Raw genomic sequence first — 17164 nt, 5'->3', positions numbered from 1 at the left:
TTAATCTTCTTGTGTTAAATCAATAAAACCATCTGCTCCACCTCCGGGCATATTCACCTCCAGAACAGACCAAACCAGACCGTTAAAGGAAATTATTCCGAAATTTTCAATTGTAACTCCTGAAGCATTTTCGTAGACTCCACTCCCTGCCCAAAACCATTTTGCTGATCCAGGCTTAACAATAATATTATCAGTAGGTCTTAAAATTCCTCCAAAGGAAGAATTTGCTTCTGAACCTTTAAGTAGGTCTATCTGCTCCTGAAGTATATTTACAATTTCCTCGATTTGTTTCTTTGTATAGACATTTCCGGTCTCTTCACCATCGTCTATAGTGGCTGCTAGTTTGATCTTTAATTTTTCTTTCCATTCTTCTATATTTCTAGCAGTAAGATTGGATGCATTAAGTCTTGCGAGCACTAAATTGTGTGCGCTTTCATCTTGCAGATGATTTGTAAAAGCTGTGCTGGATACCGTTTTTTGAAAAGTTTCATTTAAACCTGTTACCTCATCCATCTTGATATTTTCATCTAAATGACGGAATGAAGAAAAGGTCTGCTGAAACTGATTTTCCGTGGGCATGTCACCTTTTTCAAACCAGCTAAATATTGTTTTTAATGGTACTTTCATTATTATTGGAAATTAGTTTTTATAAAATTGATGATGTGAGGGAAAGTCTATTCTTGATAGACTTATTGTAGTTAAATAGAATGCTATTTCTTTTGAGTAATTATTGATTTTCTCCCTCTTTTATCGTACTGTCAATTAGTGAATCATTAATATGGTTACAACTTAGAAAACATATATTTTCGCAATGTTTTTTTGTAATTTATTTTAAATCAACTACATTCTTTAGAGTGCAAATTTCATTGTTTTTTTGTCCTTATAAAAGTTTTTTGACCTCGCTATTCTGTAATTGCAGTAACAAGTATTTTTTACCGAAATAAGACGGTGTGAATTAATAATCAATTATTTTATACTAGTGCCATAAATGGACTCGTGAATATTGTAATCGCGGCGATATGTTTTTATTGGGAAGTGATTTGAAATAAAGAACCAGATTTATAATGAAGATTATATTAAAGGTTTCTTTAAAAAATATGAAAGAACATTTTTTAGTAGCAAAAATGATGTTAGAAGAATGGTTTCATGGAATTATCTGAAGGAATCAGATTTTTCAAAGAGGTTATTGTCAAAATTGACGAGTGATATTGCAGAATCAAAATAAAAACTTTGTGTTGAAAACCCATTTCAGCGACCCTTAATTCGAATCTGTAAAGAACAGAACATTTTTTCTATTTCCCTTTTTTATTTTTCAAAAGAGAACAAAAAACAAAAACCACCCTTAAAAAAGAGTGGTTTGTAGACTCACAGGGATTTTCACCTACCATTGCTTAAAGCCTCAATAAATATATAAATTGTACATTTTCAATGAATTACTATTTTTATTAATTTTATGATATTCAATAAATCTATTTGGATATCATAAAAAATGGCTGTAATTTTGGCTGTAATTTATTTTAATATTGAGATGATAAATATAAAAAGAAAAATCAACATTGTTTTGGAGAAAAGAAAAAAAGACGGTGTAATAGTTAATCATAATGTTCCGATTTTCTTCCGTGTAACTTTCAATTCAAATAGAGTGAATCTTTTTACAGGTTTTCGTGTTGATAGAAATAATTGGGACGAGAAATTATCTCAAATTAAGAAAGGTATTTCTAATATTAATGGGGAAACTATTGAAGAGATTAACACTAAACTGAGTAATCTTGAGAATGATTTACAGGCTTTTTTCATTAAATGTCAGGTTGAAGATAGAATTCCTGATCTAGATGAATTGAAAATTAGTTTTGGACAGGTTAAAAATAAAGGCAATACAAAAGAGAAAAAAGCTATCAAAACTGATGAAAAGGAAATGGAAATTGAAACTTTTTTCGATACCTTTGATAAATTCACAGATTATTCTGGAAAAGTAAATAATTGGACGATTGATACGTATAAAAAATTTGACGCACTAAAAAATCATTTACTTTCATTCAACCCAAATCTTACTTTTGACAATCTCAATTCCGAAGGTCTTCCAAAATTACTTTCTTATTTTTCTAATACGTTGAAGTTAAACAATGTTACAACGAAAAAGTATTTGAAAAATCTAAAATGGTTTTTGAGATTCGCTGTGAAAAATAATTATTGTGATAATCAATATTTTCAACAGTTTGCACCAAAAATAAAAACGGCGGACAAAGTTGTGGTTTTCTTGTCTGAAGAAGAAATTCTTAAAATTAAAAATTTAGAAATCTCTCAAACCAAAAAATATCTCGAAAGAGTACGTGACGTCCTTCTCTTTACGTGTTTTACAGGATTGAGATATTCCGATGTTCAAAAACTAAAAAAGACAGACATCAAAAATGATAAACTTTATATTGTTACCAAGAAAACGTCTGATTCCATCACAATTGAGTTAAATGATATTTCCAAAGAAATATTAGAAAAATATTCAGAAATCGAAACAGAAATGGCGTTGCCAGTAATTTCAAATCAAAAAATTAATGAATATTTGAAAGAGTTGGGACGTTTAGCCGAAATAGATGAACCGATAAATCACACTTACTTTATCGGAAATAGTAGAAAAGATGACACCAAACCAAAATTTGAATATTTTTCTTCACATATTGGCAGACGTACATTTATTTGCCTTTGTATTTCAAAAGGAATTCCAATTCACGTCGTTATGAAATGGACAGGACATTCGGACTATCAATCGATGAAACCTTATATTGATGTAGTAGATTCCACAAGAGAAGTTCAAATGCAAAAACTTAACATCATATGAAAATATCTGAACACCTTGATACAACACTAAAATTAGAAAAATCACTAAATAATTTAAACAGAGATAATCTATCAAAATCTTTGATTGATAATCTATTTGAATATTCAAAATCTTTGAACGAAATTGAATTTAGTGAATTATTTGAACACAAAAGACCTGGTTTAATTTACAAAGAATACAAAAATTCCATACAGAGATTGAAATTTCTTATTCATTATAAAAAGGATGTTTTAGGATTTAATAAAATTTCAAATCTAATAGATAAAGAATCTGCGAAAGAAAAAAGCGAATATGATTTTCACTATAAGCAATTACGTGAAATTAGTTCAGAAGAAAGAGAACTGAATTCCAAATTAGAAAGTTGGGCTTACAAATATGCCAATGATTCAATTGAAATTAAGCAATTAAATGATGAATACGAAATAGTTAAGAAAAAATACAACAATGAACAAAATATTAGTTCTTCTTTGTATCAAAAATGGGAATCTAAAAAACGTGGTTTGTCTTATCTTTTAAACATTAATCCTATTGAAATTACCAATCAAATTAATGAGATTGAAAATCAACTTTTAAGACTTGATCATTTCGAGAAATATTCCGAAAAATTGTTGAAAGAAGAAAGATTGGTTTATTTTATCCATAAAATTTTTGTCGAATTAAAATTAATCAAGCATATCGGCTATGTGGAATTTTCTAATCAACTATTAGAAAGTAAAATAATGACATTGGAAAAAGAGCAAAAAAAAGACAGAAATATCGCTTATGCAATCAATTGCATTGCAAATGAATTTATTTTACCTGAATCAGCCACTAATTGGAAAAAAGATATGGTAGATTATTTTGAAATAAAAGATTTTGAAAAGAAAATCAATCCTTCTGAAGAAAATAAAAACGAAATTGACAAGGAAATTGACGACATTATTTCTCTCGCAAAAATGAACTCCTTTTAATCTCATAAAATTGATTAAAATCAATAAACATTTCAAAAAATCACATTTTGACACACTTAGAATTTTATAGAATCTCAAAATAGTTTAAAATATTATAATTTATTGAAAATCAGCACAAATAATTGTGCTGATTTTTATTTTGAATTTTTCTGAATTTCAAAAACTTCCAAATTTTGTATCAGAAAATTTTAAAACAATGGATACACAAAATTTATTATCAAAGCCTATTTGGCAAATGACGGGGGAGGAATTTTTGACACTAACAAAAACAGAAAACCAGAACAAAACAGAAAAGATTCAGTCTGAATCATCAGCGAAAGCAAATCCAAAATTGGTTTATGGTATTCGTGGAATTGCAAATCTTTTTGATTGTTCTATTGCAACTGCAAATCGAATTAAAAAAAGTGGTGTAATTGATGGGGCAATTTTCCAACGAAACAGAACCATAGTCGTAAATGCAGACGAAGCCCTCAAATTATTTAATGACAGTGAGAAAAAATAAAACTCAGGTTATTCATTAAAAAAAATCAGGCTGTTAAACTGAAGTAGATGGGAAAAGCTCAAAAACGGTATCAAACAGAAGCAGGTTCAGTCACGGTCTTTGATAAGGTCATCAAATATCTGAACCAAAAATACAAAGTCCGGTACAATGAAGTTGCTTTAGAATTTGAAATCCGTACCGAAAATGAAGATTGGGACGAACTCAATATCAATTCCTTGTTTATTGAGTTGATTCAATTTGGGATTAATATCACTTTGAATAAGTTGGAGATTTTGCTGAAAAGTCATTGGATAGAGAAATACAATCCGATTGAAAATTACTTTAAAAATCTACCAAAATGGAACGGTGAGAATCATATTCAAAAGTTAGCAAATTACATCACGACAACCGATAATGCATCGTTTCAAAATCATTTTGAAAAATGGTTAACGAGAGCGGTTTTGTGTTCACTAAAGAAAGGGTACGTCAACAAACAATGTTTCGTTTTGTTCAATACCAAACAAAATTCTGGAAAGACAAGTTTTTTGAGATTCCTGATTCCAACCGAATTAGAAAAATATTATACCGAAGATATTGGAATTGATAAAGATGGATTGATTTCTCTTTGTAAATCTTTGATTATCAACATTGATGAACTTTCGGTGATGTCTAAAATTGATGTGAATACGCTGAAATCCTTTATTTCCAAAAATACTATTAATGCAAGATTACCTTACGACAGAAAATCGTCATTAATGCACAGAACGGCTTCTTTTTGTGGTTCCACTAATCGTTCTGATTTTTTAACCGATGAAACAGGAAGTGTGCGTTGGCAAATTTTTGAAGTGTTGGAAATTGATTTCAATTATTCTAAGGAAATCAATATTAATCAAGTTTGGGCTCAAGCATATTTCAATGCTTTTGAAAGAAAAAACTACAATCCGGAACTCACTGCTGAAGACATTCTGGAAAACGAGAAACGGAATGAAAAATACAAACAAATCAGTTTGGAGCAGGAAATTATTATCACTCATTTTGAAAAATCTGAAAATAAAAATGAATTCCTCACTGCAACTGATATTATGTTGGCGATGAATAATGCTTTGGGAGTTCGGTTAAACATTATAAAAATCGGAAAAGCATTAACGGTTTTAAATTATGAACGGATAAAACATTCCAAAAGACAAGTCTATGGTTATGTAATCAAACGAAAAATCGAAGAATCAAAAAACGAATAGTAGCAAATCGACTTACCTCAATTACCAACTTACCTAAAATCTTTTAAAACTATTATTAATAAAGGTTTTTCTAATAAGGTAACATTAAAATTTCTTCTTACCTAAGTTACCAATTTATAAACTTTGAAAAGGTAAATAGGTAGAAAAAGGTAACTGACAAAAATTAACCAAAACTCTTTCTAACAAAGACTTTGGTAGAAAGGTAAGAAGATTCTGAAAAAACTTACAAAACTTTAAAATATTAAAAAAATGAACTGTAAAACCGCAAACGAAAATATTAATATTAGAGAGATTTTGGATAGTTTTTCTCTTTTTCCAAGCAAAGAAAATTTGAAATCAGCATTTTATTTTGCTTTTGACCGAAAAGAACGGACACCAAGTGTAATCGTCAATTTTGGAAAAAATACAGCTTTCGATTTTGGAACTGGCAAACAATACGATAATGTTTCTTTGGTTCAAGCCATTAAAAAGTGTTCGGTTTCTGAAGCATTGGAATATCTGAGACAATTTGAATTTTCAAGTTTTGATAGAAATGACAATTCGAAAAATAAACAAAATTCTGATAAAAAATCAAAAACCAATTATGAGATTTTGGAAATTAAAAATGTAGAACGTTCTTCACTTTTGAGTTATTTAAAATCCCGAAATCTGGAAAGTCAAAAATCGGATTTAAAGGAAATTTATTATTTGCTTCATGACAAAAATTATTTCGGACTTGGTTTCAAAAACAATTCAAGCGGTTACGAAATCCGCAATAAATATTCAAAAATCTGTCTCGGAAAAAAGGATATTTCTACGATTAAAAACGGAAGTGAAACGTTGAGAATTTTTGAAGGATTTACGGATTATTTATCATTCAAAATTTTGGAAAAATCACTCGAAAAAGAACCTTCGGATTACCTGATTTTAAATTCGGTTTCTATACTTTTCAAAGCTAAAACTGAACTTGAAAACCATCAAAAAGTTGAACTCTATTTTGATAATGATGAAGCTGGAAATTTGGCAACCGAACAATTAATCAATCTACATAAAAATATCACAGACGAACGTTTGCTCTACAAAAATCACAAAGATTTGAATGCGTTTTTGATGAATAATGAAATTAAAGAAGAACGTCGTCCAAAATATGGCAGATAGTGAGTGCAAAAAGTACCCAATGTTTACAAAAAGCGTGGACGCTAATTGTAAAATTGGAACTTTTTGGTTTTTTCCTATCGTCAAAAACGTCTTGAAAAACAAACTGAATGTTGATAAATAATAAATACACAAAAATATGGAGAATGATTTTTTGAAAAGTTTTGTCCTGAAAGTCTCCCGTGAGCAGGAACAAAAAAAAGAGACGGAAAAAAGGAAACAATACTTCCGTGAACTCGGAAAAAAAGGAGGGCTGAAAAAGAAAAGTGCGAACCATCTTTTACGAGTTGTTTCCGTGCGATTTACCGAAAAGGAATTTAAGTTTCTGGAGGACGAAGCTAATAAATACAGTTTGAAAATTTCGACCCTTCTTCGAATGGTAGCAACAAAAGAGGAGTTGAAAGTCAAGGAATTTGAAACTGATAAAATCCTTTTGGAATATGGCAATAACTTTATCCGAATCACCAACCTTTTGCGAAATTCCGAATGGTCTGCTTTTGAAAATAAAAAAAATATCCTGCTGGAAATCGAAACCGTTTTGACATTGATAAAACAATACCTCTATCAAAAGATTCACGAACGGGAGAATCTGATGAATGAAGAATTATGAATAATTCGGCAACAACAAGACTGATTTCCAAAATCGCTTTGGAATACAACGGAACTGACAAAGGAACGGCGAAGATGCTTGGAACAAACAATCTTCTCGGAAGCAGTCCTGAAGAACAATTTTTGGAAATGAAAGCAATAGCAAAAAGAAATTCCAATGTCAAAAAATGGGCTTTGACAGGTTATATCTCACCACCAAAAGAAACAGGCGACCAACTTTCTGATGCAGAACTGGCGAAAATCACGATACAGGCTCTTGCAAAAGTCGGAGTTTCGGAAAACAACCAATATCGCTTGGATGTCCACAATTCTACGAAACAAAAGCATATTCATTTCGTGGTAAACCGGATTGACACTTTTGGAAAATGTACGGTCAAATCCCACAATATCGGGGAGAATTTCGGTAAGGCTGTAAGGGAAATCTGTAGAGATTTGGGTATAAAGACAGACATCGAAACAGGCATTGATAAAAGAAATGAGATGTATGAGAATCTGGTTGCCAGTATCGGAAATTCTAAAAATTTTGAAGAGCTGGTTTTGGAAATGTCGAATCGGGGTTATTTGGTTTCATTGTCGAGCAATGTCAAGGTCGGGATTTCGGGAATGAGAATCGTTCTTAAAACAGATATCAACGATGAAACCTCACGTCAGTATAAAGCAGGATACAAGCTTTCGGAAATTACTAGCAAGCTGAAAATATCGGAAATAAAGAAAATCTTTGAAGATAAAACAAAACGCTCGGAACAATTGAAAACATCAAATGATTCGGAATTTCTTAGACAAAATAAACGGAATGAGGATTTGAGAAATAATGAAATGAAAATAGAGAACAATAAAAAATTTAAACGTTAAAAATTATGGACAATACACAAAAAGACGGAATGGAGATTTTGAATCAAGTTATAGAATCCTGTAAAGCAAATATTGAATCTAACACAGAAACTAAAGCTTCAGTTGAAGATTATATGAATGTATCTTCAGAACTTGAACAATCTGTATCGGCTTTGATAAATATAATCGATGAAACATCAAGAACTTATCAAAAAGAAAATGAAATATTTAAGAAAACCGTAAGTCAAATCCCGAAAATAATTATTGCGGAATTATCTCAGCAAAGTATTGAAGCTTTACGAAAATCGAATCTTGTTTGGGGTATTTTTGGTGCAATTTTACTGTCATTTTCGACAATTCTAATAAGTGGAAATCTTGCATTCAAATGGTATTCCGAAAGTATCCGTTCCAAAAGCGAGCTTAGAGAGGAAATCCTTTCCGAATTTGAAAAGGATGGAAAACTGCTATATCCTAAAGACGACATTCAAAAATTAGAAAACAACACCGAACTTGTACAAAAATGGATTAATAAAAACCCGAAAGATGCGGAGAAATTCCTGAGATTCAAAGATGGTTACGAAGCTAAATAGGTCTATTGTCTTTATTTTTTTTAAAGTTTGGAAAACAAAATAGTAAGTGGGTTGGAAAATATTAAAAATAAACAGAACCAAAAGAGTAGATTAAAACGGTAAATATTTGAAAATTTATTCTTAATAGTCTTAAATCATACATAATAATTTATATAAAAATTGCACAATTAAAAATTTATTTTAAATTTGCTATAGTCAAATTTTATAAAAAAATATTATGAATGCAGAAAATTTTACTCAACTAGATCAAGAAGTTGAAAAAAATGAATTATTAGAAAATTTCCAAATGGAAGAATTGGAACAAAGATTTGAAATGAAGGCTTGGGACGTAAGTGTATCTGCACCTACAATGTTTGATGCTGGTGAAACAATTGAAACCAATACTACTGCCGTTGGAGGTAGTGCCACTTGGACATTTTAAAAAGTAACAGCTAATACAATCTATGTATTAGCTGTTTTTATATTTCAATTTTTATGAGAGTAGTTTTTTTTACAACAATTTTGTTGATATCCTCACAAATTAACGCACAGTTACTTCCAAAGTATACTGATTCTCTTAAATATAAAAAAGATACTGCAATATTAGGATTAAGCAACAAAAAAGAAATAGTAATAGATTTTAAAAAACCACAAAAAAAGAGTGGTTTTAATTTTTCTCTTGGAAAAGAAAAAGAAGTTATTTACAGAGATAATTTTACAAATCGGATTTATTTTCAAAATGGATTTGATAGAACATTAATATATCAAAGAGATAATACAACTAAATGAAGTCCATATTATTTTTAATAGCCTATTTGGGGTTATCATTACAATTTTATTTTCCTCAAAATATCAAAGTAAGAATTATTGATTCTGAAGAAAACAAACCTCTTCAAAATGTTAGAATTATGTCTGATAATGTGGTGCTGTATAGTAACGATGATGGGGAAGTAGAACTAAAAAATGATAAGAAACCACTGAATATTTTTGCTCAAGGATATGAAGAGTTAACATTGGAGTCTTTAACTCCTATTATAAAATTAAAGCCATTATATAAAGATATTGAAGAGGTGAAAATATCCAAAATAGATATAAGGCAAATGTTTCAAAATGCTTTAAAAGATTATCTAAGCATATATTACAGTAAGCCCTCTCTATATCAATCTACAATAAAGCAAAAAGGTTATATTGATGGGAAAATGATTAACCTTTTAATAGCCAATATTGACATATGGGCTTTAGCAAATGCCTATAATTTTAAGGCACAAGATAATGTCGACTCTTTTGTCCAAATCGGCTTTAACAACATTAAATATTTTAAAACTAAAGTATCTTCTAATGATTATCCCTTTAATACAGATATTCAAATAACTCCCAAAAACTTTATTCAGAAGTTATTTTTTAATAGTGAAATTATTGGTTTTTTAAATGATACAAAAAATAGTGTATTTGTTTCAAAAATACTTTCAGAAAACCAGAACATTCAAATTATTTATTTTGAAACAAAAGATGAAATAAATACATATAAAGGAAAATTTACATATAGCAAAACAGACAAAGTCATTAGTAGTTTTGATCTTTATATAACAAATATGTCTCAGTCGTTCAAGAACAAGAACAAACGAGGAGAAGCTTACGAAGGTGTAGCCACTTCAAATAATATCAAATATGATTTTTATAAAAAAGACGGAAAATATCTACCAGCTTTAGTTTATACCGAAATTAAAGGTTATGCGCTATACAAAGAAAAAAAGTATCCCGTTTCATTTATTCAAGAAATAAATTTTCAAAAATTTTTAGAATCAGATAAAAAAGGATTGAAAAATAAAATTGATTTAAATAAAAATCTAACCGAAAATATTGCTAATAAAGAGATTAAAGAAAATAATACTTTACTTTCCAAAGAAGAACAGAAATTTATTGATGAGCCATAAAAAGAAATCTCCAGAATTTTACGAATATTATCCTAAACTATTTCACGATTATTTTCCAGATATAGATAAGGTGACAATAGACCTGCTTTCAAAAGCAGGCTTTTATTTTTATCAATCTATTTTGCAATTAGATGCTGTTATTGATAATCAAGAAAATCATAGAATATTTAATGTTTTAGATTTACAAGAGAATGCAATAAAAATTTTATCCACAATATATGAAGATGGTAACAATTTTTGGAATCTTTGGGAAACAAGAAAAAGAGAGTTTCGCAAGGCAATATCATTAGAAAAAAACCTTTGGAATAATCCAAGTGAAGAGAATTATAATAAAGTTGCAGATATGAAATCTGCCTTTGGAAAAGTAGCTATTGATAGTTTATTTATTTTTTCAGAAAATAGTAACAATAGCGAAATTTATAATTTACTGCTCGAATCTCATAAATATTTTTCGATAGGGTTTCAATTATATGATGATATTATAGATTTCACAGAGGACTTTAACAAAAAACAATTTAATTGGGCGGTATATGAATTATCCAAAACATTAGACTTTTCCAAATATAAATATGATGTAAATATTTTAAATAAGTTGTTTTATATAGATGGAACAAGTGTTATTCTTTTTGAAAAATCAATTTATTATTTGGAGAAGGCTAAAAAAGTAATTGAAAAATTGCCACCGGATAGTTTGTGGCTGGATACAATCTGCGACTTTGAAAAAACAATTCTTCAAACCAAGGATTCAGTTAATGGTTATGTCAAAACAATAGAAGAAAAAGCAAATACAAAAAGAAAATTAATTCAAGAAGATTACTTTTTTGATTTTAATAAAGTCACAATAGACTTTTTTTTTAAAGGCTTGCAATTCATTAAGAGTGATTTTCTTCAAAATTATGTTGATTTAAAGCATTTTATGTATTTAGGAGGTATGGAAGGATTCGAGAATGAAATTGATATCCATTCTTCAGATACTTTTCAAAGAGCATTATTGAATGATTGTTTGTTGGAAATTGCACATTCTTTTAATCTTAATCTTCAAGTTTTTATTGAAAAAGAAAATCAATATATAGAAGGAAGACAAAATAAGGACAATATTGGAGCTTGGTCTTATTTTCCAACTGTTCAGGAAATAGCAGCAGATATTGACGATCTAGGGCAAATTATGCAACAGTTTATCAAAACAGGAAATGGGAAATTGGTAGATAAATATTGTATAAAAGCAATTAGTATTGCCGTATCTGAAAGAACACAGCCTAGTGGTGGAATAGAAACTTGGATTCTTCCTAAAGTAAATCTTACTGAAAAACAGAAAAAACAGGATTTATTCAATTCTACCAAATGGGGAAAAGGGGCAGATGTGGAAGTTGTAGCCAACTTTGTATATGCTTTAACCTTATTAGATTCAGAAAAATACAAGTCCACCATAGAAAAAGCAATCAAGTATATTATTTCAGAGCAAAAAGAGCAAGGGTATTGGGAGAGCAGATGGTACTATGGTAAACTTTATGGTACATATGTTTGTCTGAGGTTGCTTAATGAGTTTCCTACACAATATGGAGCTGTCAAGCAGAAAATAAAAGACTTTTTGATTGGTTTCCAAAATGCTGATGGAAGTTTTGATGAGAATCAATATAAAAATTTGTCAACTTCTTTTGCTATTTTTTGCATGAATTTATTAGAGTTTCCTGAACTTGAGAAAATGAAAAATAGCGCACAACAATTTTTAATAGAACATCAGCATGAAAATGGTAGTTGGAAGGCGGAAAATTTTATTAAACCTAAAGCCCATGAGCCTTACAAAAGTAAGACGCTTACTACTGCTTACGCATTAAAGGCTTTACTATAATGGAGGAAAGCCCTGTATATAAACTATCATCAGATATTGAATTTTCAAAATTCAATGAAAGTGAATATTTACTGCATAATGTAAAACTTAATAAATATACTAAACTGAATCAGAAATACTATGATTTATTAAGTTTAGCAGATGGGAGCAGAACAGTATCACAAATTAATATGGATTTTCAAAAAAGCCATAAAGTACCTATTTCAGATTCACAAATTATATTGCTTTTTGGTCAGCTAAAACAGTATGGAACTTTTGGTCACGATGATTCAATAAAAGAACAATCAAAAATTCCGGACTATATAAAATATGGTTTCATTTTTCTTAAACCAGAAGTAATTTCAACAATAGTTCCCTTCTTGAAACTATTGTTTGTCAGGAAAGTTTTTTATTCGGTTATTTTTTTTTCAATCATTATTTTTGGATATAGTATTTATACAAATTATTATAATAATCCGACTCTCAACTCTAATACTTTTGTGCCATATTTTATATTGCTACTTTTTATAAGTACTATTTTTCATGAGCTGGGACATGCAAGTGCATCCCATTTTTTCAAGGCAAGACATGGAGGAATTGGCTTTGGTTTTTACTTGTATTTCATACCAGCATTTTTTGCAGACGTGACGGATATATGGAGATTAAGTAAGTGGAAAAGAATTATAGTAAATAGTGCAGGTATTTATTTTGAAATTATTTTTTGCTTATTACTATTAATTATTGGTTTTTTTACAAAATATCATATACTGGAAATTTTGGCATTGGCTATTTCAGTAAAAGCATTATACAATCTAATCCCATTTTTGCGAGCTGATGGATATTGGATATTGTCAGACTTGTTGAACAAGCCTAATCTTAATTTCCATGCCATGAACAACTTAAAATTGATTCTATTATCTACTTTTAAAAATGAAAAGTCTATACTAACGAAAAAGGATTATCTTATTGCTTTATATGGGGGCTTTAACATTGTAATGATAGCTCTGTTTTTCTATTATCAAATATTTTTAAATTGGTATTCAATTATAAATTTTCCCATAACAATTTATAAAATAGTTATCTCAATCTTTCAATGGAAGTTTAATTTAAGCTTTAATGAATTATTCAAACTATTATCAGTCTTAATTTTTTACATTATAAGTGTCAAGATAATTTTAGGAATAATGAAGAGATAATTATTGTTTTTCAAACACACTAAATAATTGCACAATTTAAAGTTATAGAATTGACTTTTAAAATGAAATTTCATATAGAAAAATTAGCACCTAAATTAGCACCCGAAAATTAAAAAGCCTATAAACACGTTGTTTATAGGCTTTTTTTGCGGAGAGTGAGGGAAAGTAACTGCCTTAGTAGGAGCTTCCGGAAGTTGTAAACCACCATAATGAAATTGCTTCTTAAATTTTACAAACCTGTTAAGGGAAGTATCTTTTACAACTATGATGATTTAGAGATCATCTCACCGAAAAGTTTGAGAGAGAATTGTGGCGTAGTGATGCAGGACGGGTATATTTTTTCGGATACTATCGAAAGAAATATTGCAACAGGAGATGAAGAAATTAATAGGGAAAGATTACAAAATGCTACAAAAATAGCCAATATAGAAGGATTCATCGACAGTATTCCTTTAGGATATAACACCAAAATCGGAGCATCAGGAAATGGAATTTCAGGAGGACAAAAACAACGTATTCTGATTGCACGTGCCGTTTATAAAAATCCACATTACATCTTTTTTGATGAAGCAACTTCGGCATTGGATGCGGAAAACGAAAAGACAATTCATGACAACTTACAATCGTTCTTTAAAGGAAAAACAGTCCTGATTATAGCACATCGCCTTTCAACTGTAAAAAAAGCCGACCAAATCATTGTTCTAAAAAATGGACAAATTGTAGAACAGGGAAATCATCAACAATTGACAGCAAATAAAGGTGAATATTATAATCTTGTAAAAAATCAATTGGAATTAGGAAGCTGAATAAACTGTCTTGATTTTATAATTATGGCGTCTTGATTCATAAATCAATACAAAATAAGGGCTAAATCATTTTAGAAGAAGAAATAAATCAAAACCCTGTAAGTTAAAACTCACGGGGTTTTTAATTATGTTTCCTAAAATATCTTGAAATATCAAAAAAATAAAAAAGCCAATTTTACATTGCTTTTGGCTGTAAAATTGGCTGTAATTAATTTAAATCACTGATTATCAAGTGATATTGTAGACCCACAGGGATTCGAACCCCAGATGACTGAACCAAAATCAGTAGTGTTACCGCTACACCATGAGTCTGTTTGTTTTAGTGGTGCAAATTTACAGCTTTTTTCTTTAGATGCAAGAACTTTTTGAATTTTTTTTTAAATTTACTGTAGATTTTATTTACTAAAAACATGCAGATAGATTTCAATAATCTCAATATTAATCAATTATCCTTCAATTCTGAGTTTGAAAAAAAAGTCGGAAATTTTTTAGAAGAATGGTCTTCCGAAGGAGAAACAATAAATGTACAAACTTCAGGTTCTACCGGAGTTCCTAAAGTTTTTGGGATTGAAAAAAAGAAAATGATCAATTCAGCAGTGATGACCTGTAACTTTTTAGGATTAAAAGAAGGAAACAAAGCTTTATTGTGTCTGCCTGTAGAATATATTTCAGGAAAAATGATGGTCGTACGTTCTATGGAGAGAAAGTTAAAGTTAATCGTAGCAGAACCATCTTTACATCCTGTAGATCATTTAACAGAAGAAATAGATTTTTGTGCAATGACTCCGCTTCAGGTAGAAAATTCATTGGATAAATTACATCTGATCAAAAATCTCATCATTGGTGGAGCAGCTGTTTCGGAAAGTCTGAAAAATAAAATTCTTCAGATGAATCTTGACCGCTCAAACCGTATTTTTGAAACTTATGGAATGTCAGAAACGCTTTCCCATATTGCTTTGAAACAATTGATGCCTGAACAAGAAGATTATTTCACTGCTTTTGAAAATGTGTCTATTTCCCTCGATGAGAGAGGTTGCTTAACAATATTTGCGCCGAATGTTAATGTTGAGGTATTGAAAACTAATGACTTGGTTGATATTAAAAATGATAAACAATTTAAATTTTTAGGAAGAATAGATAATGTAATCAATTCCGGAGGAGCAAAAATTTTTCCTGAAGCTTTAGAAATTTTGGTGAAAAAAGAAATACCAAACGAAGCTATATTTGTAGGTTTGCCGGACGAAAGTTTAGGACAAAAATTAATATTGATCGTTGAAGGAAACGAATCTGATGAGGTGATTCAACATATTGGACAAGTATCTTTTGAGAAAAATTTTCACAGACCAAAGGAAATTATTTTCATTAATAAAATCCCGAGAACGCCCAACGGAAAAGTGAGTAGAATAGAGCTGTATAAAATGATTAATGAAAATAGATAGCCGAATTCCTGAACTCCGTATTCTAATCAAGAAATTAAAACAATGAAAGACTTTTCAAGAGAACTCAGTTTCAAAACTTCCCGTAGCAGTGGAGCAGGAGGACAGAACGTTAATAAGGTGGAAACTGCTGTGACCGTCCTTTGGAAAGTCGGAGCTTCCGATTTTTTTAATGATGATGAAAAAGCGTTAATTCAGGAGAAATTAAAAAACCGAATTAATGCAGAAGGTTATTTATTTCTGACAGTTTCAGAAAGTAGAACCCAGCTGATGAACAAAAATAAAGCGATTGAAAAAATAATAGATATTGTCAACAAATCTTTAGTCATTCCCCAAAAAAGGACAGTTACAAAACCTTCGAAAGCCCAGAAACAAAAGCGCCTGGATACCAAAAAGAAACTTTCGGATAAAAAAGAAAACAGACGGTTTAAATTTTAGAGGTATACTTTCACAGAAATTTTTATTTTTGCCGAAATTATTAACCAATGATAAAAAAACTCTTTCTATTAGGAGCTATTTCGATTTCATTCATTTCGTTTGCACAACAGCAAAAAATTTCAATTGTACCATCTGTAGGATACGCATGGAGAATTGCTGAAACAGCATCAGGGCTTTCAAAAGCTGAAAAAGACTATGTAAAAGGACTTAAAAATGGACTTCACTTTGATATTTCAGCTTATTATAACTTAAGAAATATTGGTTTAGGGGTGAAATTCTCTCACTTCAATGCATCCAGCAATGGCTTTTTATTCGGCTATAATAACAATGGAATGCCTGTTTCTATTCCTGTGACTACTAAAGATAATATTACTTTTGTTGGTCCGTCATTGATGTATTCCAACTATAATGAACCTACAAAGCATAAATTATTCTTTGATGTAGCAATCGGGGTTATTTCTTATACAACTAAAACCGCTGATATAAAAGGTACAGGTTCTAATCTTGGGTTAGATGCAGGAGTAGGATATCAGTATGAAGTTTCTAAAAACTTTTTAATAGGACCAAAACTTAGCGTTACAGCAGGAACATTGAACAAAATGACTTTCAATGGAAGAACTGTTGATTTTGGAAATGACCAAAAAGAAGGACTTACAAGAGTTTCCTTAAGCGCAGCAGCTACATTCCGTTTTTAAGTTCTATATTTGTAGAAATTATTAACAATTTATATAATGACAGCAACAATCTTTTTATCAGCAGAGCGCAGACAAGCAGGATTGTTGCTGTCATTACTTTATCTACACACAGATTCTTTTCTGAAAAGTTCTAAGGACTTTATCAATTAAGCCCTGTCAGGATCCAAGACAGGGAGATTATTCCGG

General features: G+C 30.0%; 17 protein-coding genes, 1 tRNA gene and 1 pseudogene. 17 read left to right on the top strand and 2 right to left on the bottom strand.

Annotation, left to right across the window (positions count from 1 at the left end):
* Entirely contained in the window at nt 1-627 is a 627-nt protein-coding gene (locus tag BW983_RS08000; protein ID WP_076551424.1) for a hypothetical protein, read from the bottom strand.
* Nucleotides 628-1489: 862 nt separating this feature from the next.
* Here BW983_RS08000 and BW983_RS07995 point away from each other — a divergent pair.
* The 14 genes and pseudogenes from BW983_RS07995 to BW983_RS07930 all read left to right on the top strand — a co-directional run.
* Nucleotides 1490-2833: a site-specific integrase gene (locus BW983_RS07995; RefSeq protein ID WP_123956722.1), complete on the top strand. Its 1344-nt coding sequence runs from the start codon at nt 1490-1492 to the stop codon at nt 2831-2833.
* On the top strand, nt 2830-3783 hold the full coding sequence (locus tag BW983_RS07990; RefSeq protein ID WP_028123572.1) for a hypothetical protein: 954 nt from the start codon (nt 2830-2832) through the stop codon (nt 3781-3783). The genes BW983_RS07995 and BW983_RS07990 overlap by 4 nt, the downstream gene beginning before the upstream one ends.
* A 196-nt stretch (nt 3784-3979) precedes the next feature.
* A complete protein-coding gene (locus tag BW983_RS07985) occupies nt 3980-4285 on the top strand; it encodes a DUF3853 family protein (RefSeq protein WP_028123571.1) in 306 nt (101 codons plus the stop codon).
* Nucleotides 4286-4332: 47 nt separating this feature from the next.
* Nucleotides 4333-5502: a VapE domain-containing protein gene (locus tag BW983_RS07980; RefSeq protein ID WP_028123570.1), complete on the top strand. Its 1170-nt coding sequence runs from the start codon at nt 4333-4335 to the stop codon at nt 5500-5502.
* A 249-nt stretch (nt 5503-5751) separates the two neighbouring features.
* Nucleotides 5752-6639 carry a toprim domain-containing protein gene (locus tag BW983_RS07975; protein ID WP_028123569.1) on the top strand — a complete coding sequence of 296 codons (888 nt, stop codon included), beginning with the start codon at nt 5752-5754 and terminating at the stop codon, nt 6637-6639.
* 136 nt (nt 6640-6775) lie between these two features.
* A complete protein-coding gene (locus BW983_RS07970) occupies nt 6776-7246 on the top strand; it encodes a plasmid mobilization protein (protein ID WP_076551422.1) in 471 nt (156 codons plus the stop codon).
* Nucleotides 7243-8097 carry a relaxase/mobilization nuclease domain-containing protein gene (locus tag BW983_RS07965; RefSeq protein ID WP_051259716.1) on the top strand — a complete coding sequence of 285 codons (855 nt, stop codon included), beginning with the start codon at nt 7243-7245 and terminating at the stop codon, nt 8095-8097. Before BW983_RS07970 ends, BW983_RS07965 begins: the two co-directional genes overlap by 4 nt.
* Before the next feature lie 5 nt (nt 8098-8102).
* A complete protein-coding gene (locus tag BW983_RS07960) occupies nt 8103-8666 on the top strand; it encodes a hypothetical protein (protein WP_028123567.1) in 564 nt (187 codons plus the stop codon).
* A 217-nt stretch (nt 8667-8883) separates the two neighbouring features.
* On the top strand, nt 8884-9087 hold the full coding sequence (locus BW983_RS07955; protein WP_028123566.1) for a hypothetical protein: 204 nt from the start codon (nt 8884-8886) through the stop codon (nt 9085-9087).
* A 53-nt stretch (nt 9088-9140) separates the two neighbouring features.
* Nucleotides 9141-9434, top strand: coding sequence for a hypothetical protein (locus BW983_RS07950; RefSeq protein WP_028123565.1), 294 nt, complete (start codon nt 9141-9143; stop codon nt 9432-9434).
* Complete coding sequence (locus tag BW983_RS07945) at nt 9431-10579, top strand: hypothetical protein (protein WP_028123564.1); 1149 nt, start codon at nt 9431-9433, stop codon at nt 10577-10579. The genes BW983_RS07950 and BW983_RS07945 overlap by 4 nt, the downstream gene beginning before the upstream one ends.
* Nucleotides 10569-12428: a prenyltransferase/squalene oxidase repeat-containing protein gene (locus tag BW983_RS07940; protein WP_034975277.1), complete on the top strand. Its 1860-nt coding sequence runs from the start codon at nt 10569-10571 to the stop codon at nt 12426-12428. The genes BW983_RS07945 and BW983_RS07940 overlap by 11 nt, the downstream gene beginning before the upstream one ends.
* Complete coding sequence (locus tag BW983_RS07935) at nt 12428-13603, top strand: zinc metalloprotease (RefSeq protein WP_076551416.1); 1176 nt, start codon at nt 12428-12430, stop codon at nt 13601-13603. The genes BW983_RS07940 and BW983_RS07935 overlap by 1 nt, the downstream gene beginning before the upstream one ends.
* 159 nt (nt 13604-13762) lie before the next feature.
* A pseudogene (locus BW983_RS07930) lies at nt 13763-14409 on the top strand (ATP-binding cassette domain-containing protein); the annotation flags it as partial.
* Between the two features lie 241 nt (nt 14410-14650).
* On the opposite strand, the gene BW983_RS07925 reads toward BW983_RS07930, so the two are convergent.
* Nucleotides 14651-14721, bottom strand: a tRNA-Gln gene (locus BW983_RS07925).
* Nucleotides 14722-14819: 98 nt separating this feature from the next.
* On the opposite strand from BW983_RS07925, the gene BW983_RS07920 reads away from it, so the two are divergent.
* Genes BW983_RS07920 through BW983_RS07910 form a run of 3 tightly spaced genes read left to right on the top strand, consistent with a single transcriptional unit; the run spans nt 14820 to nt 16978 of the window.
* Complete coding sequence (locus BW983_RS07920) at nt 14820-15848, top strand: AMP-binding protein (protein ID WP_076551413.1); 1029 nt, start codon at nt 14820-14822, stop codon at nt 15846-15848.
* 42 nt (nt 15849-15890) lie between these two features.
* Nucleotides 15891-16283, top strand: coding sequence for an alternative ribosome rescue aminoacyl-tRNA hydrolase ArfB (gene arfB / locus BW983_RS07915; protein ID WP_076551410.1), 393 nt, complete (start codon nt 15891-15893; stop codon nt 16281-16283).
* A gap of 47 nt (nt 16284-16330) precedes the next feature.
* Nucleotides 16331-16978 (top strand): hypothetical protein, encoded by a 648-nt coding sequence (locus tag BW983_RS07910; protein ID WP_076551408.1) that lies wholly within the window; start codon nt 16331-16333, stop codon nt 16976-16978.
* The last annotated feature ends 186 nt before the right edge of the window (nt 16979-17164 follow it).

Origin of the sequence: Chryseobacterium ureilyticum (assembly GCF_900156735.1) — a bacterium.
Classification (GTDB): domain Bacteria; phylum Bacteroidota; class Bacteroidia; order Flavobacteriales; family Weeksellaceae; genus Chryseobacterium; species Chryseobacterium ureilyticum.
This window is presented reverse-complemented; position numbering and strand designations above follow the sequence as displayed.